Source organism: Burkholderia sp. CpTa8-5 (assembly GCF_017815045.1).
Classification (GTDB): domain Bacteria; phylum Pseudomonadota; class Gammaproteobacteria; order Burkholderiales; family Burkholderiaceae; genus Burkholderia; species Burkholderia sola.
In genome coordinates this window covers 42,315-64,295 of record NZ_JAGIQD010000001.1, presented here as the reverse complement: position 1 = coordinate 64,295, position 21,981 = coordinate 42,315, and the positions used below count along the sequence as shown (strand labels likewise).

The 21,981-nt window shown below is 67.2% G+C and carries 20 protein-coding genes; 8 read left to right on the top strand and 12 right to left on the bottom strand.

Annotated elements, in window-relative coordinates; all coding sequences use genetic code 11:
- Positions 1-42 precede the first annotated feature (42 nt).
- The 5 genes from J8I35_RS00275 to J8I35_RS00255 form a co-directional block, all read right to left on the bottom strand.
- Positions 43-777, bottom strand: coding sequence for an LrgB family protein (locus J8I35_RS00275; RefSeq protein WP_050015589.1), 735 nt, complete (start codon positions 775-777; stop codon positions 43-45).
- Positions 774-1,145: a CidA/LrgA family protein gene (locus J8I35_RS00270; protein ID WP_089490138.1), complete on the bottom strand. Its 372-nt coding sequence runs from the start codon at positions 1,143-1,145 to the stop codon at positions 774-776. Before J8I35_RS00270 ends, J8I35_RS00275 begins: the two co-directional genes overlap by 4 nt.
- A gap of 228 nt (positions 1,146-1,373) precedes the next feature.
- A complete protein-coding gene (locus J8I35_RS00265) occupies positions 1,374-2,408 on the bottom strand; it encodes an alpha/beta hydrolase (protein WP_124555149.1) in 1,035 nt (344 codons plus the stop codon).
- 54 nt (positions 2,409-2,462) lie between these two features.
- Positions 2,463-2,891 (bottom strand): organic hydroperoxide resistance protein, encoded by a 429-nt coding sequence (locus J8I35_RS00260; protein ID WP_050015594.1) that lies wholly within the window; start codon positions 2,889-2,891, stop codon positions 2,463-2,465.
- 226 nt (positions 2,892-3,117) lie between these two features.
- Positions 3,118-3,684: a TetR/AcrR family transcriptional regulator gene (locus J8I35_RS00255; RefSeq protein WP_209924180.1), complete on the bottom strand. Its 567-nt coding sequence runs from the start codon at positions 3,682-3,684 to the stop codon at positions 3,118-3,120.
- Between the two features lie 288 nt (positions 3,685-3,972).
- On the opposite strand from J8I35_RS00255, the gene J8I35_RS00250 reads away from it, so the two are divergent.
- On the top strand, positions 3,973-5,826 hold the full coding sequence (locus J8I35_RS00250; protein WP_209924179.1) for an ABC transporter ATP-binding protein: 1,854 nt from the start codon (positions 3,973-3,975) through the stop codon (positions 5,824-5,826).
- A 175-nt stretch (positions 5,827-6,001) separates the two neighbouring features.
- Positions 6,002-7,174: a porin gene (locus J8I35_RS00245; RefSeq protein ID WP_209924178.1), complete on the top strand. Its 1,173-nt coding sequence runs from the start codon at positions 6,002-6,004 to the stop codon at positions 7,172-7,174.
- Positions 7,175-7,254: 80 nt separating this feature from the next.
- Here the strand turns inward: J8I35_RS00245 and J8I35_RS00240 are convergent, their stop codons facing one another.
- The 3 genes from J8I35_RS00240 to J8I35_RS00230 all read right to left on the bottom strand — a co-directional run bounded on the left by J8I35_RS00240 (position 7,255) and on the right by J8I35_RS00230 (position 9,628).
- The gene (locus J8I35_RS00240) at positions 7,255-7,719 is read right to left on the bottom strand and encodes a sodium:proline symporter (protein ID WP_209924177.1); all 465 of its coding nucleotides are present in this window, start codon (positions 7,717-7,719) and stop codon (positions 7,255-7,257) included.
- Between the two features lie 60 nt (positions 7,720-7,779).
- On the bottom strand, positions 7,780-8,445 hold the full coding sequence (locus tag J8I35_RS00235; RefSeq protein WP_050015628.1) for a hypothetical protein: 666 nt from the start codon (positions 8,443-8,445) through the stop codon (positions 7,780-7,782).
- Positions 8,446-8,665: 220 nt separating this feature from the next.
- Positions 8,666-9,628: a LysR substrate-binding domain-containing protein gene (locus J8I35_RS00230; protein ID WP_209924176.1), complete on the bottom strand. Its 963-nt coding sequence runs from the start codon at positions 9,626-9,628 to the stop codon at positions 8,666-8,668.
- A gap of 57 nt (positions 9,629-9,685) precedes the next feature.
- Between J8I35_RS00230 and J8I35_RS00225 the strand changes: the two genes are divergently transcribed.
- The 3 genes from J8I35_RS00225 (at position 9,686) to J8I35_RS00215 (ending at position 12,706) form a co-directional block, all read left to right on the top strand.
- A complete protein-coding gene (locus J8I35_RS00225; RefSeq protein ID WP_124555163.1) occupies positions 9,686-10,585 on the top strand; it encodes an EamA family transporter in 900 nt (299 codons plus the stop codon).
- Between the two features lie 576 nt (positions 10,586-11,161).
- Positions 11,162-12,316 (top strand): branched-chain amino acid ABC transporter substrate-binding protein, encoded by a 1,155-nt coding sequence (locus tag J8I35_RS00220; protein WP_050015633.1) that lies wholly within the window; start codon positions 11,162-11,164, stop codon positions 12,314-12,316.
- 87 nt (positions 12,317-12,403) lie between these two features.
- Positions 12,404-12,706, top strand: a complete 303-nt coding sequence (locus J8I35_RS00215) for a hypothetical protein (RefSeq protein ID WP_050015635.1) — start codon at positions 12,404-12,406, stop codon at positions 12,704-12,706.
- Positions 12,707-12,801: 95 nt separating this feature from the next.
- Here J8I35_RS00215 and J8I35_RS00210 read toward each other — a convergent pair whose 3' ends face one another.
- A complete protein-coding gene (locus tag J8I35_RS00210) occupies positions 12,802-15,849 on the bottom strand; it encodes an FAD-binding and (Fe-S)-binding domain-containing protein (protein ID WP_209924175.1) in 3,048 nt (1,015 codons plus the stop codon).
- A 151-nt stretch (positions 15,850-16,000) separates the two neighbouring features.
- Here J8I35_RS00210 and J8I35_RS00205 point away from each other — a divergent pair, with 151 nt between their 5' ends.
- Positions 16,001-16,891: a LysR substrate-binding domain-containing protein gene (locus J8I35_RS00205; RefSeq protein WP_209924174.1), complete on the top strand. Its 891-nt coding sequence runs from the start codon at positions 16,001-16,003 to the stop codon at positions 16,889-16,891.
- Positions 16,892-16,912: 21 nt separating this feature from the next.
- Here J8I35_RS00205 and J8I35_RS00200 read toward each other — a convergent pair whose 3' ends face one another.
- Entirely contained in the window at positions 16,913-17,761 is an 849-nt protein-coding gene (locus J8I35_RS00200) for a LysR substrate-binding domain-containing protein (protein ID WP_050015640.1), read from the bottom strand.
- A gap of 111 nt (positions 17,762-17,872) precedes the next feature.
- Here J8I35_RS00200 and J8I35_RS00195 point away from each other — a divergent pair, with 111 nt between their 5' ends.
- On the top strand, positions 17,873-18,520 hold the full coding sequence (locus J8I35_RS00195) for a LysE family translocator (protein ID WP_050015704.1): 648 nt from the start codon (positions 17,873-17,875) through the stop codon (positions 18,518-18,520).
- Positions 18,521-18,579: 59 nt separating this feature from the next.
- On the opposite strand, the gene sfnG is transcribed toward J8I35_RS00195, so the two are convergent.
- Both sfnG and msuE read right to left on the bottom strand, forming a co-directional pair.
- Positions 18,580-19,683, bottom strand: coding sequence for a dimethylsulfone monooxygenase SfnG (gene sfnG / locus J8I35_RS00190; protein ID WP_050015642.1), 1,104 nt, complete (start codon positions 19,681-19,683; stop codon positions 18,580-18,582).
- A gap of 37 nt (positions 19,684-19,720) precedes the next feature.
- Entirely contained in the window at positions 19,721-20,281 is a 561-nt protein-coding gene (msuE, locus tag J8I35_RS00185) for an FMN reductase (RefSeq protein ID WP_089490148.1), read from the bottom strand.
- 453 nt (positions 20,282-20,734) lie between these two features.
- Here msuE and J8I35_RS00180 point away from each other — a divergent pair, with 453 nt between their 5' ends.
- Positions 20,735-21,862 carry a sigma 54-interacting transcriptional regulator gene (locus tag J8I35_RS00180; RefSeq protein ID WP_209924173.1) on the top strand — a complete coding sequence of 376 codons (1,128 nt, stop codon included), beginning with the start codon at positions 20,735-20,737 and terminating at the stop codon, positions 21,860-21,862.
- The last annotated feature ends 119 nt before the right edge of the window (positions 21,863-21,981 follow it).

Here is a 21,981-nt window from a genome sequence, read left to right as displayed (position 1 = left end):
CCATCGGGGAAACCGATACCCGGGGCGGGCGCGGGCCGACGCTCAGATCCAGCGCGACAGCACCGGCAGCAGGACCGGTACGACGAATGCCGTCAGCACGCCGTTCAGCCCCATTCCGAGCCCGGCGAACGCGCCGGCTTCCTCGCTGACCTGGAACGCGCGCGCGGTGCCGATCCCGTGCGACGCGACGCCGAGCGCGAAGCCGCGCACGGCCGGCTCGTCGATCCGCAGCAGATTGAGGATGCCGCGCGCGCACACCGCGCCGAAGATCCCGGTCGAGATCACGAGCACGGCGGTGAGCGACGGAATGCCGCCGATCTCGGCGGCGACGGCCATCGCGATCGGCGTCGTCGCCGATTTCGGCGCGAGCGACGCGATCGTCTGGTGCGACGCCCCGAACAGCGCGGCGATGCCGACCGCCGACACGATCGCCGTCAGCGAACCCGCGAGCAGGCCGACGAGCAGCGGCAGCGCGCTGCGCCGCAGCTTCGACCACTGGCGGTACAGCGGCAGCGCGAGCGCGACGGTCGCGGGGCCGAGCAGGAAATGGACGAACTGCGCACCTTCGAAATACGTCGGATACGGCGTATGCGTGAGCGTCAGCAGCACGACGATCATCGCGACCGCGATCAGCACCGGATTCGCGAGCGGATTGAAACGCGCCCGCGCATAGACGGCCTGCGCGAACAGATACGCGACCAGCGTGATGGTCAGGCCGAGCAGCGGGCTCGCGGCGAGATAGACCCAGATCGCGCCAAGCTTCGGGAACGCCGTCATTGCGCACCCTCCGCGGTGCCGCCCGCGCGGCGCTGGCGCCGCAGCAACGCGCGCGTGACGAGCGCCGTCACCGCGATCGCGAGCGTGGTGCTGACGGCCAGCGCGACGACGACCGCGGCCGCGTCGCCGCGCACGCGGTCGGCCGACACCATGATGCCGACGCCGGCCGGCACGAACAGCAGCGACAGGTGACGCAGCAGCTCGAGCGCGGTCGGCTCGATCGCATCGGCCGCCTGCGGGCGCAGCATCACGAAGCCGAACAGCAGCAGCATGCCGATCACGGGGCCCGGCACCGGCAAGCCGAACAGATAAGACACGCCTTCCCCGAGACACTGGAAGATCAGCAAGACCGCGAACGCCTGCAACATGAACCGCTTCTCCCGAACGTGGCCGCGCTGCCGTGCAAGCGCGGCCGATGAGCCGGCGGCTGGCGACGCCGGCGTGAACGATACGCGCGATCGTACCAACAATGCCGGCGGCCGGGCGCGATTGGGTGATCGACACGCTGCCGGGCATGAACGAAACGCCCGCACGCAAAAACGGCGGGCAACGTGCCCGCCGTCCTGTCGTTCAAGTTCGAATGGCCGTCGACCGCGTTACTTCAGCCGCGTCGCGATTTCATTGGCCATCGCCTTCGTCGCGGCCTTCGTCGGCGCATCGTCGGCCAGCGCGTTCAGCAGGCCGAAATCATGGATCGTGCCGTCGTAGCGCGTGGTCGTCGCGTCCACGCCGGCCGCGTCGAGCTTGCGGCCGTACGCTTCGCCTTCGTCACGCAACACGTCGAACTGCGCGACCTGGATCAGCGCGGGCGGCAGCCCCTTCAACTGCGCGACGCTCGCGCGCAGCGGCGATGCGTAGATCTCGTTGCGTTGCGCTTCGTTCTTCGTATAGGCGTCCCAGAACCACTTCATCAGCGGCCGCGTCAGGAAGTGGCCTTGCTGATACGCGTTGTACGAACCCGTGTTGAAATTGTGGTCCGTGACCGGCCACATCAGCCCCTGGAAGCGGATCGCGGGGCCGCCCTTGTCCTTCGCCATCAGCGCGACGACGGCCGACATGTTCCCACCGACGCTGTTGCCGACCACCGCGAGGCGGCTGCCGTCGACGCCGATCTCCGCGCCGTGCGCGGCCACCCACTTCGTCGCCGCATACGCCTGGTTGATCGCGACCGGATAACGCGCTTCCGGCGACGGCGTGTAGTTCACGAATACCGCGACGGCGCCCGACTGCACGACGAGATCGCGCACGAGGCGCTCGTGCGTCGGGAAATCGCCGAGCACCCAGCCGCCGCCGTGGATGAACACGAATACCGGCAGCGTGCCCGTCACGCCTTGCGGGCGCACGATCGTGACCGGCACCGACAGGCCGTCCTGTTCGATCGTGCGGTTCGACACGTCGATGCCGGACAGATCGACCTTCACGCCGTTCTGCGCGTCGACCAGCACCTGGCGCGCCTTCGCGGGGCTCAACGTTTCGAGGCCCGGGCCCTTCTGGCCGTTCAGCGCGGCGAGGAACGCGCTCGTCTTCGCGTCGGGACCGACGGCATCGGCGCCGGCGGCGAACGCGGCAGGCGCGGTGGACAGGGCGGCTGCAACGGCGGCGGCGATCAGCAGCGGCTTGACGATCTTCATGGTGCGACTCCTTGGTCGAATCTTCGAATGGCGATGAATGGTTGGCAGTGCGACTTATTGGACGAGCGTGAGCGTGACGTCGATGTTGCCGCGCGTCGCGTTCGAGTACGGGCAGACGACGTGCGCGCGGTCGATCAGCGTTTGCGCGATGTCGCGATCGAGGCCCGGCAACGAGATCTTCAGCTCGACTTCGATGCCGAAGCCGTTCGGGATCGCGCCGATGCCGACGCTGCCTTCGATCGCCGCGTCCGCGGGGATCGCGATCTTGTCGCGCGCCGCGACGAACTTCATCGCGCCGATGAAGCACGCGCTGTAGCCGGCGGCGAACAGTTGTTCGGGGTTCGCGCCCGCACCGCCCGCGCCGCCGAGCTCGCGCGGCGTGGTCAGCTTCAGGTCGAGGCCGCTTTCGGGCACCGTCGCACGGCCGTCGCGGCCGCCGGTGGCTTTTGCATGGGCGCGGTACAGCACTTTTTCGATCGACATGACAGACTCCTTTTCAGCAAGTGAATGAAACACCCTTCGAACCGGGGACGGCGTGCCGGCGGATTCCGCACCGGCGTCGCATTTGTTTATCTACTCATAGATAGACAAACATCCCCAAAAAATGCAGCCGAATGATCCCGCCTGCGCCAGATTATCTATCTACTACATGATAGACAACGAGATTCAATAAAAAGGCGGCGAACCGCCTCCCTGCTTGCGCCGTCCGTCAGGACCGCGTTTTCCAGACGGACTCGACGTCCTCGAGACGCGCCCGCGTGTGAAACAACCGGCTGGCCAGCACGCTGCCCTGGAACGCCGCATACAACGTGCGCGCCGCGGTTTCCGGCTCGCCGCTGAACTGCAGCGTGCCTTCCTTCGCGCCTTGCGCGAGCAATTCCGCAAGCCAGCTTTCGTTGGCCTTGAAGAACGCCTGCACGGCCTGCCGCACGTTCTCCGGCAAGGTTTCGATGTCGGACGCGAGCATCCCGCACAGACAGATCAAATTGCCGTCGCCGAGCGTGCGGCCGAACATCTTCGTGTACAGGCTCAGCTTCACGTCGGCCGGCAACGCCGGATCGATCGCCTGCACGGCCGCGAGGACTTCGTCGCTGTAGGCCGCCACCGCTTCCAGCACGAGATCGTCTTTCAACGGGAAGTAGTAGTGGATGCTCGACGTCTTCACGCCAACCAGGTCGGACAGGTCTCGATAGCTGAAGCCGTTGTAACCGCGCTGCATCATCAACGTGATCGCGTGGTCGAGAATCTGTTCGCGGACGGTCGGTTTCGTTTCCATGGATCGAACTTTATCTACTCATAGATAGAGAGTCAAGCGGTTTTTTCGGGACGCGTGCGATGAGCCTTCCCGCGAGCCCGGTGCGCAAGTCCGGCGCCATTCGCACGGCCGGCGCGGCTTACAACCGGCCTGCAGCACGATCGAATCGATGCGACACTTGAAACTTGGCCGGGCGCTGCGCGACGTCCATCGCCCGGACGGATGGGCCGGCACACGATGACCGCCTCGCATCCGGCCCGGTATCATCGGCCCGCCCGCCGCGTCGGGCCGTATAAGGAGAACAAGTCGATGTATTCGTGGTTTGAACGGCGCCTGCCGACTTTCCCGCTCGAAGATCCCGTCACGCCGCCGAAGGGATTCTTCTCGTTCGTCTGGGCGTGCACGAAAGGCGCGCGCGGCTGGATCCTGCTGATCGCATTGACGTCGGCCGCGCTGGCCGCGTACGAAGCCGCGTTGTTCGCGATGATGGGGCACGTGGTCGACTGGCTGTCGTCGTCGACGCCGGCCGGATTCGGCGGCCGCCACTTCGGCACGCTCGCCGGTTTCGCGGCGATTCTCGTCGGCAGCGCGCTGCTGATCGCACTGCATACGATGGTCAAGCACCAGGTACTCGCGATCAACTTTCCGATGCGGCTGCGCTGGCTGTTTCACCGGCTGATGCTCGACCAGAGCCTGTCGTTCTACGCGAACGAGTTCGCGGGCCGCGTGACGACCAAGATCATGCAGACGGCGCTCGCGGTGCGCGACGCGCTGTTCATGTCGGTCGACGTCGTGATCGGCGTCACCGCGTACCTGATCGGCATCCTCGTGCTCGCCGCGAGCTTCGACTGGCGGCTGATGATACCGCTCGCGCTGTGGGCGCTCGGCTACGGCGCGGCATGCGCGTATTTCGTGCCGCGCCTCGGCGCGGTCGGCAGCCGGCAGGCCGACGCGCGCGCGCTGATGACGGGCCGCATCACCGACGCGTATTCGAACATCACGACCGTGAAGCTGTTCTCGCATACGCGGCGGGAAGCCGACCACGCGCGCCACGCGATGGAGGCGTTCAAGGCGACCGGCGACGCGCAGATGCGGCTCGTCAGCGCGTTCGAGATCGTCAACCACCTGCTGTCGACGCTGCTGCTGGTCGGCTCGGCCGGGCTCGCGCTGTCTCTGTGGATGCACGGCGAGGCGAGCGCGGGCGTCGTCGCGGCCGTGATCGCGATGGCGCTGCGCCTGTCGAGCTACTCGCACTGGATCATGTGGGAAATGACGGAACTGTTCGAGAACGTCGGCACGATCCAGGACGGCATCAACACGCTGACGAAGGTGCGCAGCGTGGTCGACGCGCCCGATGCGAAGCCGCTTACGGTGCAGCGCGGCGAGATCGTGTTCGACAACGTGCAGTTCGCGCACGAGGACAACGATCGCGCGGTATTCGACGGGCTGAACCTGACGATCCGGCCGGGCGAGCGGATCGGCTTGATCGGCCGCTCGGGCGCCGGCAAATCGACGCTCGTGAACCTGCTGCTGCGCTTCTACGACGTGGGCGGCGGCGCGATCCGGATCGACGGACAGGACATCGCGCACGTCACGCAGGACAGCCTGCGCGCCGCGATCGGGATGGTCACGCAGGATACGTCGCTGCTGCACCGGACGATGCGCGAAAACCTGCTGTACGGCCGCCCCGACGCGACCGAGCGCGAGATGCAGGACGCGGCCGTGCGCGCGGAAGCGGCCGAGTTCATCGACCGGCTGCGCGACCGCCACGGCCGCAGCGGCTACGACGTCGAAGTCGGCGAGCGCGGCGTGAAGCTGTCGGGCGGCCAGCGCCAGCGCGTCGCGATCGCGCGCGTGATGCTCAAGGATGCGCCGATCCTCGTGCTCGACGAAGCGACCAGCGCGCTCGATTCCGAGGTCGAAGTCGCGATCCAGCGCAGCCTCGACACGCTGATGAGCGGCAAGACGGTGATCGCGATCGCGCACCGGCTGTCGACGATCGCCGCGATGGACCGGCTGATCGTGCTCGACGAAGGGCGCATCGTCGAGGAAGGCACGCACCAGCAGTTGCTGCAGGCGGGCGGCATCTACGCGGCGCTGTGGGCGCACCAGAGCGGCGGGTTCCTCGGCGAGACGGCGGACGCGGAAAGCGTGGCGGAGTAGGGACTGCCTGTGACGATGCACGAGCGATCCGCATGCCGCGCGTCAATCCGTTGCGCGCGCATCCATCGCCGCGTCGCCTCATAACGATCCGACAATTTATTGGTTCCCTCGACGATACGCCGTCCGTATCGTTCACCGATTCGTCAGGCCAATCGACCAACGGGGGAATCCAACCATGAAACAGATCCGGTCATTCGCGCTGCTCGCCCTGCCGGCCACGCTCTTCGCCGCTGGCGCCCACGCACAAAGCAGCGTCACGCTGTATGGGATCGCCGACGCGGGCATCGCGTACGTCCACAACGCGCAAAACGCGAACGGCAGCAACGCGTCGAGCCTCGTGAAGTTCAGCAGCGGCAACCTGTCGGGCAGCCGCTGGGGGCTGCGCGGCATCGAGGATCTCGGCAGCGGCCTGTCCGCGCTGTTCCAGCTCGAGAACGGCTTCAACATCGGCACCGGCGCGCTCGGCCAGGGCCAGCGCGAATTCGGCCGCAAGGCCGTCGTCGGCCTCGCAAGCAGCACGTACGGCACCGTGACGCTCGGCCGCCAGTACGATCCGGTCGTCGATCTCGTGCAGGGCCTCACGCAGGACAACTACTTCGGCGGCGTGTTCGCGACGCCGGGCGATCTCGACAACTACGACAACAGCCTGCGCGTCAGCAACTCGGTGAAATACACGAGCCCGCTGATCGCCGGCTTCCAGTTCGCGGCGCTGTACGGCTTCGGCGGCGTCGCCGGCGCGACCGGCAGCGGCCGCACGTACAGCTTCGGCGCGAGCTACGCGAACGGCCCGCTGTCGCTCGGCGCCGGCTTCTTCTACGCGAACGGCGGCACGACGGTCGCGAACGGCGTGCGCACGTGGTCGAGCAGCTCGGACACGCTCTTCAACACCGTGATCAACCAGGGCTTCTCGAGTGCGAAGTCGATCCAGATCGTGCGCGTGGCCGGCCAGTACGTGGCCGGGCCGGCGACCTTCGGCCTCGCGTATTCGAACACGCAGTACGGCGCGGACACGCTGTCGGCATTCAGCCAGAACGCGAAGTTCAACAACGGCTCGGCGTTCTTCAACTGGCAGTTCTCGCCGGCGCTGCGCGCGGGCGTCGGCTACAACTACACGTCGCTGACGGGCCCGGCTTCCGCGCACTACAACCAGGTCAACCTCGGCGCGGATTACGCGCTGTCGAAGCGCACCGACCTGTATGCGCTGTTCGGCTATCAGAAAGCGAGCGGCAACACGCTCAACGCGAGCGGGGCGACCGTGAAAGCGGCCGCGTCGGTCGGCTCGTACGGCGTGAACTCGGGCACCGATACGCAGGAACTCGCGATCGTCGGCATCCGCCACAAGTTCTGATCGTCGCGTCGCACGACGATCGTTCCGACAGGCGCGCACCGCCGTGCGCGCCATACCGCAACGCAGCAGGTTCGAAGCCATTACGCCGATTCGCGTCGGGCCGCATAGTAGACCGCGGCTGCCGTGATCCCGAAGACCAGATGAGCGATCAGCGTGATCGCGCCGCGAACCGGGATGAACCACGGAAAGATCGCCGTGAACCCGTACAGGTTCACGCCGTACAGGAGCAGCCCGAACGCGCCGCCCGCGAACAGCGCGGCCACGCACGACAGACTGCGGACCAGCCGTGCCAGCACGGCCGCATAGACGAGCGAAAGCATCGCATGCACGAGCGTCGCCACGCCCATCACCAGCGGATCGAAGCCGCCGGACGGCCCGAGCACGCTTCGCCCCATCACGATCGCGGTCGTGAGGCGCGCGTCGCGGAACAGATTCTGGATGGCGTCATCGCCGGCGATTGCCCAGAGCAGCAATTCGATGACGGTCGATCCGACCGCCGCGCCAAACGCTGCCCAGAGAATCGACACCACACGCGCTTGCTTCAATGCTCGTCCTCATGGCGGCCCGATCGATGCATCAAGCGAACCGCCGTGCAAACCGGCGTACTACGCCCCTTCGCAGTCCGACCAGTACGCAAACGGGTCGCGATGTTTCGGATAGTGCTCGTCCAGCCATTTCAACAGCGTCGCGCGGGCATTGTCCATGTCGGCCTTCAACGACGACGTCGTCAGTTCGTGCACTTCGACGGACTTTTCCCGATCGATCACGAAGCAGTTCCAGTCGGGGCCGTCGAGATCCGGATCGTCGGATGCCTTCGACGACTTGCTCCAGCCGAAACGCTTGCGCGCATCGATGTAGTAGCGCGGATGCACCTTCAGATACGACATCTCGCCACCCTGCAGGCTGCTCTCGGCGCGCAGCACGTCGCGTTCGTCGACGATCTGCGTGACTTCCGGCAGCCGGCGCGAGCGCCATCCGGCCGGCAGCGTCGCCACCGCGCGGACGCTGTCGTACGCACCCCACTCGAGGCCCCACGCTTCGGCCATGCGCTTCATGAACGCGTCGGCGCTCGGATAACCGCGCAGCTGGATGCGGGTCGACAGCGTGACTTCCACCCCGCCGCGACCGCCGGATGCGCTCGACACCTCGTCGTCCGTTGCGAACGGATTGCCCGGACGCGGCGATTCGCGCTTCGCGTCCGTGGGCGCCAGGCCGGAAAAAAGTTGATCCAGCGCCGCACGCGCTTTCGACGATTTGTCTGGTCTATTCATCGGTTCCCTTTTGTGCAAATTTGAACCCGTACTGTCATGGTTGGTGATTGCCCTGCCGTCGGGCAAAGGCTCGATTCCGCTTCACTGCGGCGATCTCGCCGTATTCCGCGGCTGCATTGTAACGATTCGGCGGCCGCGGCCGAGCGAACGTGACAGGCGGCCCGCCACACGCGTGACGTGCGTGCCGAAGCGGTCGCCTGCGCGAACCGCCGGGTGCGCGCTACCGCAGCGCCTTCACCATCCGCTCCATCAACGCGAGCACCTCCGGCCGACTCTCGCCCTTCGCATGCACGAAGTGATAGCTGAGCAGCGAATCGACCTCGTGGCGGCTCACGCGCACGAGCGCACTTCGCTGCAGATACGCATCCGCCAGCGGCGTTCGCGCAAGCGCCACGCCCAGCCCCGCTTCGGCCGCCGCGAGCACGAGGTTGTAATCCTCGAACCGGCGATCCTGCGCACGCGGCTTGAACGGAATGCCGAGCGCGTCGAACCACGTGCGCCAGCCGGTCACGTCGGAATCGTGCAGCAACGGCATGTCGAGCAGCGCGGCGTCGGCCGTTGCGCGGCGCATCCTGGCCAGTTGCGCGGCGAGCCGCGGATGGGCGACCGGATACAGCCGTTCCGGCATGAACGGCCGGGTGTCGAGCCGACGCCAGTTGCCGCGCCCGTACCGGATCGACAGATCCGCTTCACCGCCGGCGATATCCACGTTGCGCAGCTCGATACCGAGCTCGATGCGCAACGCGGGCGCTTCACGCTCGAGCATCTGCTGCCGCTCCAGCAGCCACAGCTGCGCGAACGCGGGCACCACGCTCATCCGGACCAGCCGCGGCGTGCGCGGCGAGCGCCACTGATCGGCCGCGCTGTCGATGATCGCAAACGCCTGCTCGATCCGGCCGACGAAGCGCTGCCCGTCCGGCGTCAGGCGCACGCCGCGCGCATGCCGTTCGAACAGCGCCATCCCGAGCCAGTTTTCCACGGCGGCCACCCGTCGGCTGATCGCGCCGTGCGTGACGCCGGAGACGTCGGCGGCCGCGAGAAACGAACCTTCGCGCGCCACCGTGCAGACCGTCTCGAGGCTCGCGAGCGGCGGCCGCGGGGCCGGCATCGGCGCGGCGGCCACCGGGCGCACCGGCGCCGGACCGTCGGCCCGCCGTGCCCCCGAGCTGTGAGCCATATTCATATCCGGGTGTTGATCTGTGCGCTAGCTTAGCATCTCGCGACACCGCACCATGGCTTCATGAATACACTTTCGTCACCGACGTCGCGCGGCGCGCGACAACCGCTCATCGCGGCAGCGGCGGTCGCGTTCACGATCGTCTCGTGGGCGTCCGCGTTCCCGTTCATCCGGATCGGCCTGCACGGCCTCGCGCCGCTGCAGCTCGCGGCCGCGCGCTTCGCGACCGCCGCGTTGCTCGTGATCGCGTGGCTCGCATGGCGACGGCCGCCGCTGCCGACGAAAGCCGACGCGTGGCGCTTTCTCGCGTGCGGCCTGCTCGGCATCGCACTCTACAACGCGCTGCTCAATACCGGCGAACAGACCGTGTCGGCCGGCGCGGCGAGCTTCATCGTGAACACGCTGCCGATCTTCACCGCGTTGCTGGCCGCCGTGTTTCTGCGCGAGCGCTTCAATCGCTGGGGCTGGCTCGGGTCGCTGATCAGCCTGGCCGGCATCGCGGTGATCGCACAAGGGCAGCCCGGCGGCCTCGTGCTCGGCTCGGGGAGCACGCTGATCCTCGGCGCGGCGCTGTGTTCGGCCAGCTATTTCGTGTTGCAGCGGCGGCTGATTCCCGTGTACGGCGCGCTGCCGTGCACCGCGTACACGCTGCTGGCCGGCGCGGTGCTGCTCGCGCCGTGGCTGCCCGGCGCGCTCGTGTCGCTCGGCGGCGGGTCGCGCGACACGGCGTGGGCCGTCGTCGTACTCGGCGTCTTTCCCGCCGCGCTCGGTTACGCGACCTGGACCTTCGCGCTCGGCTACTTCGGCGCGGCGCGCGCGGCCAGCTTTCTCTATTTGACACCGGCGGTCGCGACGCTGCTGTCGGTGGTGCTGACGGGCGAGCGGCCCGGCATCGCGACGGCGTGCGGCGGCCTGCTGGCGATCGCGGGGGTGGTCGTCGTCGCGTTGCGCGGGCGGTCGTAGCGTGACGTGCAGCGAATTGCGTGGCCGCCGCGACGATCCGAATGTAGAAGCGACGCCGGCCCCAAAAACGCCCCGGGCTTTGTCGATCCGGATGCGCGGTTCGGCCCGTGCAATCGGCACCCATTCGCGGGCGCCACCGAACTTGACCGTTAGTTGCATTACGGCGGCAATCACGCTTGATGAAGCGCGACCATGAAACCGGCTACGCGATGCGCAACCGACCAAACTGTGCAGACAAATCGACCGAACAGTTCCGGATTGACCGCCCATCAGTGTCCATGGCTTCGCCGTGGCGACCGGTCGAATAATGGATGCAGCCGTAAGGCCCACGACAGCGAACCGCAATCCGCGGGCCGCCGCGGCGCGCCGCAGCACACGGAAGCGGAAGCGGGTTCCGATATATTCATACGAATTGCATGGCGTCAGGCGCTCGCTCCCTCGGCCGGGCGGCAAGTCACCCGGCCCGACGCCATGCAAGCGACGCCCATGACGGGTAGCGAAAACCGTCCGATCGCCCCGGCCCCCGGCCGGCCGGTCGAGACGTCAATAGAAAGACATTCAATTCGGAGATGGCAGATGGAACGAAGCACTGTCGGCATGCGCTGCAAACCCCTGATCACCGTTGCACTGGCTGCCGCCGCGTTCGCGGCCGCGTCGAGCGCGATGGCCGACCAGGTCGTGAAGATCGGCAGCGTCGAACCGACGACGGGTGGCATTTCGCACCTCGGCAAGGACAATGAAAACGGCGCGCGCCTCGCGGTCGAGGAAATCAATGCGAAGGGCCTGACGATCGGCGGCAAGAAGATCACGCTGCAGCTCGACGCGCAGGACGACGCGGCCGATCCGCGCCAGGCGACGCAGGTGGCGCAGAAGCTCGTCGACGACAAGGTCGTCGCCGTCATCGGCCACCTGAACTCGGGCACGTCGATTCCGGCGTCGAAGATCTACAGCGACGCGGGCATCGTGCAGATCTCGCCGTCGGCCACGAACCCGACCTACACGCAGCAGGGCTTCAAGACGACCTACCGCGTGGTCGCGACCGATGCGCAGCAGGGGCCGGCGCTCGCGAGCTATGCGCAGGCGAAGGGCGTGAAGAGCGTCGCGGTGATCGACGATTCGACCGCGTACGGCCAAGGCCTCGCGAACGAGTTCGAGAAGAAGGCGAAGGCGCTCGGCCTGAAGGTGCTGTCGCACGACGCGACCAACGACAAGGCGGTCGACTTCCGCGCGATCCTGACGAAGATCAAGGGCGAGAACCCCGACGCGATCATGTACGGCGGCATGGACGCGACCGGCGGCCCGCTCGCGAAGCAGGCGAAACAGCTCGGCCTGCGCGCGAAGATCCTGTCCGGCGACGGCGTGTGCACCGACTCGCTGGCCCAGCTGGCCGGCCCGGCGGCCGACAACGTGCTGTGCTCGCAGGCAGGCGCTGCGCTCGAGAAGATGCCGGGCGGCGCGGACTTCCTCGCGAAGTACCAGAAGCGTTTCAACCAGGGCATCAAGTTCGATGCGCCGTTCGCGTATGACGCGGTCTACATCGCGGTCGACGCGATGAAGCGCGCGAACTCCACCGACCCGGCGAAGATCCTCGCGGCGATGCCGGCGACGAAATACGACGGCGTGATCGGCACGACGACGTTCGACGCGAAGGGCGACCTGACGCACGGGATCATCTCGATCTACGGCTACAAGAGCGGCAAGAAGACCTTCCTCGACCAGGTGAAGATGTAACCCGACGCGGCGCCGGCACGACGGGAACGCCACTCGTCGGCGCCGGCGCCGCGCGGGCCGAATGCTGATTCACGGAGACGAAGCATCATGTGTGCAATGGCGTATGCGGAATTCCAACAGGAGTTGAAGAAGGCGCAGTTGACGGCGCGCGAGTTCGCCCGGCTGATCCGGATGAACGAAAGTTCGATCACCAACTATTCGAGCAAGGGCACCGTCCCTTCCCACCTCGCGGTCATCGCGAAACTGATCGGCACGCTGGCCGCGCACGAAATCGACTTCCGGCGCGTGATCCGGCAAATGCGGATCGAGCCGAAACGGCCGCGCGGCGTCGGCGTGTTTCCCGCGGCCGAAAAACCGCGGGCGCGGAAAGCGGCGAAAGCCGACGCCTGACCCGCGCCGGCGAAGGTCGACAGCGGCACGGGGACGGCCGCTCGACACGCGATCGACGCCCCGTTACCGGCCGTGCGTCCCGCACCGCCCTGTCGTCACCCCACCGCCCGCACGTGATCGAGCAGCGCCTGCAACGGATGGCGCAGTTGCTTCGACGACAGGCGCTTCACCTGGCTGCGACACGAATACCCGGTCGCCAGCGCCTCGCCTTCCTGCTCCATCCCGTCGACGTGCGCGGCCCACGACTGCGCATAGATCGTCTTCGACGTCGCGAGATTGCGCGCCTCGTGTCCGTACGTGCCCGACATCCCGCAGCACCCGGCCGCCTGAACCTGCAAGCGCAGCCCGCGACGCGCGAACACCTGCGTCCATTGCTTGCCGCTGTCCGGCGCATTGGTTTTCTCGGTGCAGTGCGGCAGCAACCGATATGAAACCGTCGGCCCGCCCGCACCGGCTTCGGGCAGCACATCCAGCAGCCATTCCTGCGGCAGCGCGACCTTCGGTACGTCGGCGAGCCCCGTCACCTTCAGGTATTCCTGCCGATACGTGAGCGTCATTGCCGGATCGAGGCCGACCAGCGCGACACCCGAGCGCGCCAGCGCCGCAAGTTGCGTCGCGTTGCGGATCGCGGCCTGTTCGAATGCGCGAAGAAAGCCCTGCACGTGCAGCGCCTTGCCGTTCGGCGCGAGCGGCGCGAGCCACACCTGAAAGCCCAGGCGCGCCGCCAGCTCGATCAGCGTCGCCAGTTGCTCGGTATCGAAATAGCGCGTGAACGTGTCCTGCACGATGACGACGCTGCACGCGCGCTGCGCATCGCTCAGCGCGGCCAGCGCGTGCGGATCGGCCGGCTTCACGTTCCATGAGCGGATCACGGCTGCGAGATCGAAGCGGCTCAGCAGCGGGCTGTCGACCATGCCGACGTGGCGCTCGAGCAGCGTCCGCACCCAGCCGGCGCCCATCAGCCCGTTGTACAGCATGGGCACGCGCGCCATCCACGGCATCGTGAATTCGAGCGAACCGATCAGGTAGTCGCGCAACGGCCGCAGATAACGCTGGTGATACAGCTCGAGAAAGCGCGAGCGGAACTCGGGCACGTTCACCTTGACCGGGCACTGCCCGGCGCACGACTTGCATGCGAGGCAGCCGGCCATCGCGTCGTACACCTCGTGCGAGAAATCGGCGTCGCCATGACGCGCGTGGCGGCTGTTGCGCCAGCGCTCGGCCAGCCCGCGCAGCCACGGCTGACGTTTGCGCCCCGCCGCGACGACGTCGACGCCGGCCTGTCCTTGCAGACGCAACCATTCGCGCATCAGCGACGCGCGCCCCTTCGGCGACTGCACGCGTTCGCGCGTCGCCTTCCACGACGGGCACATCGCGTCGTCCGGATCGAAGTTGTAGCACGCGCCGTTGCCGTTGCAATGCATCGCGGTGCCGTAGCTCTGCCACACGCGCTCGTCGATCTGCCGGTCGTGGTCGCCGCGCGTCGGCACCTCGTCGATCTTCAGCAGCCGCAGCGTCGAGTCCGGCGGCGTCGCGATCTTGCCCGGGTTGAACTGGTTGTGCGGATCGAACGCGGCCTTCAGTTGCTGCAGCGACGGATACAGCTCGCCGAAAAACGCCGGCGCATATTCGGAACGCACGCCCTTGCCATGCTCGCCCCATAAAAGGCCACCATGGCGCTGCGTGAGTTCGGCCACCGCGTCCGACACCGGCCGCACCAGCGCGGCCTGCTTCGGATCCTTCATGTCGAGCGCCGGACGCACGTGCAGCACGCCCGCATCGACGTGGCCGAACATCCCGTACCGCAACCCGTGGCCGTCGAGCAGCGCGCGGAATTCGGCGATGTACGCGGCGAGGTTCTCGGGCGGCACCGCGGTGTCCTCGACGAACGGCTGCGGACGCGCCTCGCCCTGCACGTTGCCGAGTAGCCCGACCGCACGCTTGCGCATCGCATACACGCGCTTGACTGCATCGTCGCCGGTCGCGAGCGTATGGCCGAGACGCTCGACGCTCGTATCGGTGCGCAAATGCTCGACGAACGCGCGCACGCGTGCATCGACGTCGTGTTCGTCGTCGCCGCTGAATTCGATCAGGTTGATGCCGAGCGTCGGACGCGCGTCGTCCTGCGGGAAATACTCGGCCACGCTGCTCCACACGAAGTCCTTCATCGCGAGCATCAGCACCTTCGAGTCGACCGTCTCGATCGACAGCGGCTTGAGTTCGAGCAGCGTGCGTGCGTCGCGCAGCGCGTCCATGAAGCCCGCGTAACGCACGTTGACCAGCACCGAGAACTTCGGGATCGGCAGCACGTTGAGCTTCGCCTCGACGACGAAGCCGAGCGAGCCTTCCGCGCCGCACAGCACGCTGTTCAGGTTGAAGCGGCCGTCCGCTTCGCGCAGGTGCGCGAGGTCATAGCCGGTCAGGCAGCGGTTGAGCTTCGGAAATTTCGCGTCGATCAGCGCGGCCTTGTCGTCGCTGATGCGCCGCGCGGTGCGATACACCTTGCCGACGCGGTCCTGCCGCGCGCAGCGGCGTTCCAGTTCCTCATCGTCGAGCGCGTCGCTGTGCAGCCGCTCGCCGCCCATCAGCACGACATCGAGTTCGAGCACGTGGTCGCGCGTCTTGCCGTACGTGCAGCTACCCTGTCCGCTCGCGTCGGTGTTGATCATCCCGCCGACGGTCGCGCGGTTCGACGTCGACAGCTCCGGCGCGAAGAAGAGCCCGTGCGGCTTCAGCGCGGCATTCAGCTGATCCTTGACGACACCGGCCTGCACGCGCACCCACCGCTCTTCGGCGTTGATTTCGAGGATCCGGTTCATGTTGCGCGACAGATCGACGACGATGCCGTCGGTCAGCGACTGCCCGTTGGTGCCGGTGCCGCCGCCGCGCGCGGCCACCGCGACGTCACGATGCGCGGGCTCGGCCAGCAGCCGGGCCAGCAGTTGGACATCTTCCGCATGCGCGGGGCAGACCACTGCCTGCGGCAGGCGCTGGTAGATCGAGTTGTCGGTGGCCTGCACGGTCCGGTTCGCGTGGTCCGCATGGATTTCGCCGGCGAAGCCGGCCGCCTGCAGCGCGGCGAGAAAATCGCGGTAAACGTTCGCGGACGGGCTGACGGGACGGGGCAACGGGACGATCGACATGGGGCAAAAGCGCAATGTAGGTGGAGCCAGCCGGTTCGCGCGCCAAAACATGATTTTTTGGCAAGTTTCCGCACAACCGGGAATTCCAGTATCTTTGGATCTTCCGCCAGAAACAAACGAATTCTCGCCCTGCGAAACTTGCATAAAACTCATGAATTACCGTCGCCTCACCCCGTCGATGTCGCTGCTGCTCGTATTCGAGGCCGCCGCGCGGCATGAAAGCTACACGCGCGCGGCCGACGAGCTGTCGCTGAGCCAGAGCGCGATCAGCCGGCAAGTGCAGACGCTCGAGGATCAACTCGGCGTGCCGCTGTTCCGGCGCGAGGGCCGCTCGGTCAAGCTGACCGAAGTCGGCCGCCGCTACTTCGCCGAGCTGAGCGGCGCGCTCGGGCGCATTCGCGGCGCGACGCTGCAGGCGATGTCGCATCAGGCGGGCGCCGGCTCGCTGCGGCTGGCCACGCTGCCGACCTTCGGCTCGAAATGGCTGCTGCCGCACCTGCACGGCTTCTACGCCGCGCATCCGGGCGTGACCGTGCACCTGCATTCACGGATCGGCGCGATCGATTTCCTCAACGACGATCTCGATGCGGCGATCACCGTCGGCGCGGGCGACTGGCCGAGTCTGCACGCGCACCGGCTGTACAACGAGTTCCTGGTCGCGATCGCGCCGCCCGACACGGGCCGCGGCCGCCAGGCCGACGCGCGCACGCCGGCCTGGGCCGCGAAGCAGACGCTGCTGGGCGTGACGAGCAATCAGCAGGCCTGGGTCGAGTGGTTCTCGCACTATCGGCTCGATCATCGCCAGATGCGCGTCGGCCCGAGCTTCGAGCTGACGTCGCACCTGATCCAGGCCGTGCGCGCGGGAATGGGGATCGGGCTGGTGCCGAAGGTGCTCGTGGAGGACGAATTGAGCCGCGGCGAGCTCGTGTCGATCGGCGACGCGATTACCAGCCAGCGCAGCTATTACCTCGTCTACCCGCCGGGCAACGACACGCTGCCGTCGCTGGTCGCCTTCCGGGAATGGCTGCTGGCGTCGTGCTGACGCGCTGCCAGTAGGCGGACCTCAGGCGCGCCATTCACCGAGAATCTGCTCGGCGAGGTAGTCGCACGGCGGCCGCGCGGACTGCGCGCTGCGTGCAAGCACGACCTCGAGTTCGCCGAGCGACGGCAGCCCGTGGCTCTCCGACAGCTGCAACAGGTGATCGGGCACGCAGCAGCGTGCGAGCGGCGCGATCGCGAGGCCGGCCTCGACCATGCTGAGCAGCCCGAGAAAGCTCGGGCTTTCATACGACATCCGGAACGGAATCTTCCGCCGGTTCAGCGCCTTGATCGCATGATCGCGCGCCATGCTGCCGTGCGAGAACAGCGCGACCGGCAGCGGCCGCTCTTCCCATACGTTCCGTTTCGCCGATCCCGTCCAGACGATCGGCTCGAGCCGGATCAGCTCGCCGGACACGCCCTTGACGCGGGTCAGGCATGCGAGATCGACCGTGTTGTCCTTCAGCATCGGCACGAGCGCGCTGCTCGGCTGGCCGATCACGCGCACCTCCACGCGCGGATGCATCGCGGCGAACTTGCCGAGCACCTGCGGCAGCAGCGACGAGATGTAATCGTCGGGCACGCCGATCGTCACGCGGCCGCGGATCTCCGGACGCACGACCGACGCCCATGCCTCGTCGCGCATCGCGAGCATCCGGCGGCCGTAGTCGGCCAGCATCCTGCCGTCGTCGGTCGCCGTCACGTTGCGCGTGTCGCGAATGAACAGCGGCTTGCCGAGCGCGTCCTCCAGCGTCTTGATCTGCATGCTCACCGCCGACGGCGACCGGTGCACGACTTGCGCGCCCTGCGCGAACGATCCGGATTCCGCAACGGCCACCACCATCGCGAGCACATCGAGGTCGAGCTTCTTCATGTCGATTCAGAAAAACTGATCAATCGATTCAGTTTATCCCGTTTTACTGTTCGCTTCCAGCGCCGGACAATGAACTCCGTCAGCACTCATTCGATGCAGGAAGCGGAAAACATGCACACGTCCGGATCGCTCTACGGGTTTCTCGTCATCGGCGGCATGCTCGCGGTCACGCCGGGGCCGAACATGGTCTACGTGATGTCGCGCTCGATCGCGCAAGGGCGGGCGGCCGGGCTGGTGTCGCTCGCCGGCGTGATGCTCGGTTACCTGTTCTACATGTTCGCCGCGGCGTTCGGCATCACGACGCTGTTCATGAGCGTGCCCTACGCGGGCAGCGTGCTGGGCGCGGTCGGCGCGACCTATCTGCTGTACCTTGCGTGGCAGGCGGTGCGGCCGGGCGGCCGCTCGCCGTTCGAAGTGAAGACGCTGCCGAACGAGCAGCCGCTGCGGCTGCTCGCGATGGGCGCGACGACCAGCGTGCTGAACCCGAAGCTCGCGATGCTGTTCGTGTCGCTGCTGCCGCAGTTCATCGACTACGGGCAAGGCAGCGTGTTCGGCCAGTCGCTGTTTCTCGGCTCGCTGCTGATCGCCGCGTTCGCGTCGGCCAACGGGATGGTCGCGATCTGCTCGGGCAGCCTCGCGAAGTTCCTGCATGGCCGCCCGACGCTGCTGCTCGCGCAGCGCTGGGCGATGGGCGCGGTGCTCGGCGGCCTCGGCGTGGAGATGATGATCGACGCGTCGAAGTTGGCGGGAATCGCGTAAGCGTCGTGCCGCCGCGCGCGCCCGCACGATCGCGGGCCACGCGCCGGCGGCAGGCGGCGTCACGCAGCGATCGCCTGCCGCTGTGCCTCGAGTTCGCGCACGAGCGGCAACACGCGCTTGCCGAAGTACTCGACTTCCTCGATGAAATGCAGGAACCCGGCCAGCACGAGATCGACGCCGATCGCCTTCAGCGCGACGATCCGCTCGGCGATCTGCTGCGGCGTGCCGATCAGGTTCGTGCGGAAGCCGTCGTTGTACTGCACGAGATCCTCGAACGTCGATTTCGCCCAGTTGCCCTCGCCTTCGGGCGACGCCTTGCCGGCCTGCTTCACCGCATCGCCGAACGCGTGCACGGCCTCGACGTGCGCGTGCCGGATGATGTCGTCGAGCACGGCCTTCGCCTCTTCCTCGGTGTCGCGCGCGATCACGAATGCATTGACGCCGATCCGCACGCGATGGTCGTTCGCGGCCGCCTTCGCGCGAATGTCGTCGATCTGCGCCTTCAGGTTCTCCGGCGTATTGCCGTTCGTGAAATACCAGTCCGACACGCTCGCCGCGTTGTCGCGCGCCGCGCGCGAGCTGCCACCCTGGAAGATTTCCGGATGCGGCTTCTGCACCGGCTTCGGGCTCAGCGTGTAATCGTTGAAGCGGTAGAAGTCGCCCTTGAACGTGAAATTGTCCTGCGTCCAGATGCCCTTCAGCGCCTGGATGAATTCCTTCGAACGTCGATAGCGTTCGTCGTGCTCGAGCCACGGCTCGCCGATCGCGGTGAATTCGCCCTTGAACCAGCCGCTCACGACGTTGATCGCGATGCGCCCGTTCGAGATGTGGTCGATCGTCGCGAGCTGCTTCGCGACCACGGCCGGATGCCACGGCCCCGGCAGGATCGCGGCGAGCACCTTGAGCTTCGTCGTCGCATGCAGCAGCGCCTGGCTGAACGACACCGACTCGTGCTGGTATTCGGCGCCGTAGCCGGCCGTGAAGCGGATCTGGCTCAGCGCGTAGTCGAAGCCGGCCGCCTCGGCCGTGCGTGCAAGCTTCTGGTTGTATTCGAGGCTCCAGTCGGTGCGCTGCTCGATCGTGCTGACGACGAGGCCGCCGCTGACGTTCGGCACCCAGTATGCGAATTTGACGCCGTCGGCGGAAGGGTCGGGAAGGCTCATGAAGGTGTCCTGGTCGAAGGGGGAACGAAAAAGCGGCTTACGCGGCCGCGGCGGAAAGCGCGTGCGGGCGCAGTTGCGGCGCCGCGCGCGCCACGGCGAGCGCGATGCGCTCGCGCAACGCCGGGTTCGCGATCTGGTACCGATCGAAATCGCTTTCGGACGCGTACACGCCGATCGGCAGCGTGCGCGCCTGGAAGAAGCTGAACAGCGGGCGCAGCTGATGGTCGATCACGAGCGCATGACGCTCGCTGCCGCCGGTGGCCGCGAGCAGCACGGGCACGTCGATGAGCGCGTCGTGGCGCACGAGGTCGAACAGGTGCTTGAAGAGGCCCGTGTACGACGCGCGATACACCGGGCTCGCGACGACGAGCGCGTCCGCCGTCTCGATCGCGCGGATCAGCGCATCGAGATCGGCCGGCACCTGCGCGCGCGTGAGCGCGCCGGCCAGCCGGCTGCCGATCTCGCCGAGTTCGATCAGCCGCGTCTCGATCGGCAGCGCGGCGCCGAGCGCCGCGACGATCGCGTCGGTCAGCGCCAAGGTGCGCGACGGCCGCTGCAGGCTGCCCGATATCGCGACGACGTTCAGGGTGTGGCTCATGCAATGCGTTCCCGTGGTGAAGCCGCGTGCCGTGCGGCGATACCGGTTCGGGTCAGCAAGGAGCGTGCCATCGGTTCGGGTGCGTGACGGAAAGGTCATCTGGATCCCGAAATTTTTCGCCATCGCCCAGCAGAAATGGTGCTCGGCCTCATGCGCGACAGTGACAAGCGTTCCCGTTCGTGCGTCACATCGATATTCCGTCACGCGATGAACACCATGCAGCGGGCCTGCTGATGCGCTGCTGATCAGGCAGCAGCGCATCGCACGCGATAGCACCGAATTCGACGACAAGGCGTCACGACACCGCCGCTCGTCCGCGCCATTGCGGGTTCCGCAGCAATCGCGCTTTGGTTATCAGAAATCGATGCTTTTCGCGCGCGGCGAAACGTTCAACACTCTGCTGACCACGCAGCAGCCGGCCCGCATTGCCCGGCCATCCAACGGTTCATCGCCATGACTTCCATTTCCGCATCGCCGCGCCCGCTCAATCTTCGTGTCGTCAACGCTTCCCGCGACCCGGCCGCGCTTCAGGCCGCGGCGCCCGTGCTCACGCAGCCCGAACGTTACGCGCCGTCACGCGCGCACGCGCAGGTGTTCGCCGATCCGCGCTCGCTCGCGCTGCTCGAACAGGTTCGCCGCGTCGCGCCGAGCGACGCGAACGTGCTGATCGTCGGCGAGACCGGCACCGGCAAGGAATTGATCGCACGCCGCGTGCACGATCTCGGCGCCCGGCGCGAGGGGCCGTTCGTCGCGGTGAACTGCGGCGCCTTCTCCGAAACGCTCGTCGACAGCGAGCTGTTCGGTCACGAGAAAGGCGCGTTTACCGGCGCATTCAGCGCGAAGCCCGGCTGGTTCGAAGCCGCGCACGGCGGCACGCTGTTCCTCGACGAAATCGGCGACCTGCCGCTCGCGATGCAGGTCAAGCTGCTGCGCGTGCTGCAGGAACGCGAGGTCGTGCGGCTCGGGTCACGCACGGGCATTCCGGTCGACGTGCGCGTGGTCGCGGCGACCAACGTCGACTTGCAGCAAGCGGTCGCGGCCGGGCAATTTCGTGGCGACCTGTTCTACCGGCTCAACGTCGTGCAGCTCGCGGTGCCGCCGCTGCGAGACCGGCCGGGCGACATCCTGCCGCTCGCGCGCCACTTCTTCGACCTTTACCGCGACCGGCTCGGCGGCGGGCCGCGCCGCATCGATCCGCGTGCCGAGCGCCGGCTCGAGGCCCACGGCTGGCCCGGCAATATCCGCGAACTGGAAAACGTGATCCATCACGCGCTGCTCGTAAGCCGTCACGATGCGCTGCAGGACACCGACCTGCAGATCGCGACGCCGTGCCTGCCGGCCGTTGCCGCGCCTGTGGCCGAGTCGTCCGCCGATGCACAGGCGGCGCTCGAACACGCGCTGCGCGACCTGTTCGACGACGGGCACGGCAATCTCTTCGAACGCATCGAGGACACCGTGATGCGCGTCGCGTTCGAATTCAGCCATCGCAACCAGATCCGCGCCGCGCAGTTGCTCGGCGTCAGTCGTAACGTGCTGCGTGCGCGGCTGATTCGCGCGAAGGCGATCGCCGCGCTGAAATAGCGGCATCCGGCGCGCGCCCCGACGCCATGGCGCCATGACGCCATCGCGCCGCGATCCGTGTCGCAACATCCGAACCTGATGTATCGTGGCGCGAAGCGTACGCTTCGTTGCCCGCGCCG

What these genes read in the sequence shown, in the direction of transcription:
- J8I35_RS00245 (WP_209924178.1), top strand. Translation starts at nt 6,002, where the DNA reads ATGAAACAGATCCGGTCATTCGCGCTGCTCGCCCTGCCGGCCACGCTC.
- J8I35_RS00275 (WP_050015589.1), bottom strand. Translation starts at nt 777, where the DNA reads ATGACGGCGTTCCCGAAGCTTGGCGCGATCTGGGTCTATCTCGCCGCG.
- J8I35_RS00210 (WP_209924175.1), bottom strand. Translation starts at nt 15,849, where the DNA reads ATGTCGATCGTCCCGTTGCCCCGTCCCGTCAGCCCGTCCGCGAACGTT.
- J8I35_RS00270 (WP_089490138.1), bottom strand. Translation starts at nt 1,145, where the DNA reads ATGTTGCAGGCGTTCGCGGTCTTGCTGATCTTCCAGTGTCTCGGGGAA.
- J8I35_RS00230 (WP_209924176.1), bottom strand. Translation starts at nt 9,628, where the DNA reads ATGAATATGGCTCACAGCTCGGGGGCACGGCGGGCCGACGGTCCGGCG.
- msuE (WP_089490148.1), bottom strand. Translation starts at nt 20,281, where the DNA reads ATGAGCCACACCCTGAACGTCGTCGCGATATCGGGCAGCCTGCAGCGG.
- J8I35_RS00200 (WP_050015640.1), bottom strand. Translation starts at nt 17,761, where the DNA reads ATGAAGAAGCTCGACCTCGATGTGCTCGCGATGGTGGTGGCCGTTGCG.
- J8I35_RS00260 (WP_050015594.1), bottom strand. Translation starts at nt 2,891, where the DNA reads ATGTCGATCGAAAAAGTGCTGTACCGCGCCCATGCAAAAGCCACCGGC.
- sfnG (WP_050015642.1), bottom strand. Translation starts at nt 19,683, where the DNA reads ATGAGCCTTCCCGACCCTTCCGCCGACGGCGTCAAATTCGCATACTGG.
- J8I35_RS00250 (WP_209924179.1), top strand. Translation starts at nt 3,973, where the DNA reads ATGTATTCGTGGTTTGAACGGCGCCTGCCGACTTTCCCGCTCGAAGAT.
- J8I35_RS00225 (WP_124555163.1), top strand. Translation starts at nt 9,686, where the DNA reads ATGAATACACTTTCGTCACCGACGTCGCGCGGCGCGCGACAACCGCTC.
- J8I35_RS00235 (WP_050015628.1), bottom strand. Translation starts at nt 8,445, where the DNA reads ATGAATAGACCAGACAAATCGTCGAAAGCGCGTGCGGCGCTGGATCAA.
- J8I35_RS00205 (WP_209924174.1), top strand. Translation starts at nt 16,001, where the DNA reads ATGAATTACCGTCGCCTCACCCCGTCGATGTCGCTGCTGCTCGTATTC.
- J8I35_RS00265 (WP_124555149.1), bottom strand. Translation starts at nt 2,408, where the DNA reads ATGAAGATCGTCAAGCCGCTGCTGATCGCCGCCGCCGTTGCAGCCGCC.
- J8I35_RS00220 (WP_050015633.1), top strand. Translation starts at nt 11,162, where the DNA reads ATGGAACGAAGCACTGTCGGCATGCGCTGCAAACCCCTGATCACCGTT.
- J8I35_RS00195 (WP_050015704.1), top strand. Translation starts at nt 17,873, where the DNA reads ATGCACACGTCCGGATCGCTCTACGGGTTTCTCGTCATCGGCGGCATG.
- J8I35_RS00215 (WP_050015635.1), top strand. Translation starts at nt 12,404, where the DNA reads ATGTGTGCAATGGCGTATGCGGAATTCCAACAGGAGTTGAAGAAGGCG.
- J8I35_RS00180 (WP_209924173.1), top strand. Translation starts at nt 20,735, where the DNA reads ATGACTTCCATTTCCGCATCGCCGCGCCCGCTCAATCTTCGTGTCGTC.
- J8I35_RS00255 (WP_209924180.1), bottom strand. Translation starts at nt 3,684, where the DNA reads ATGGAAACGAAACCGACCGTCCGCGAACAGATTCTCGACCACGCGATC.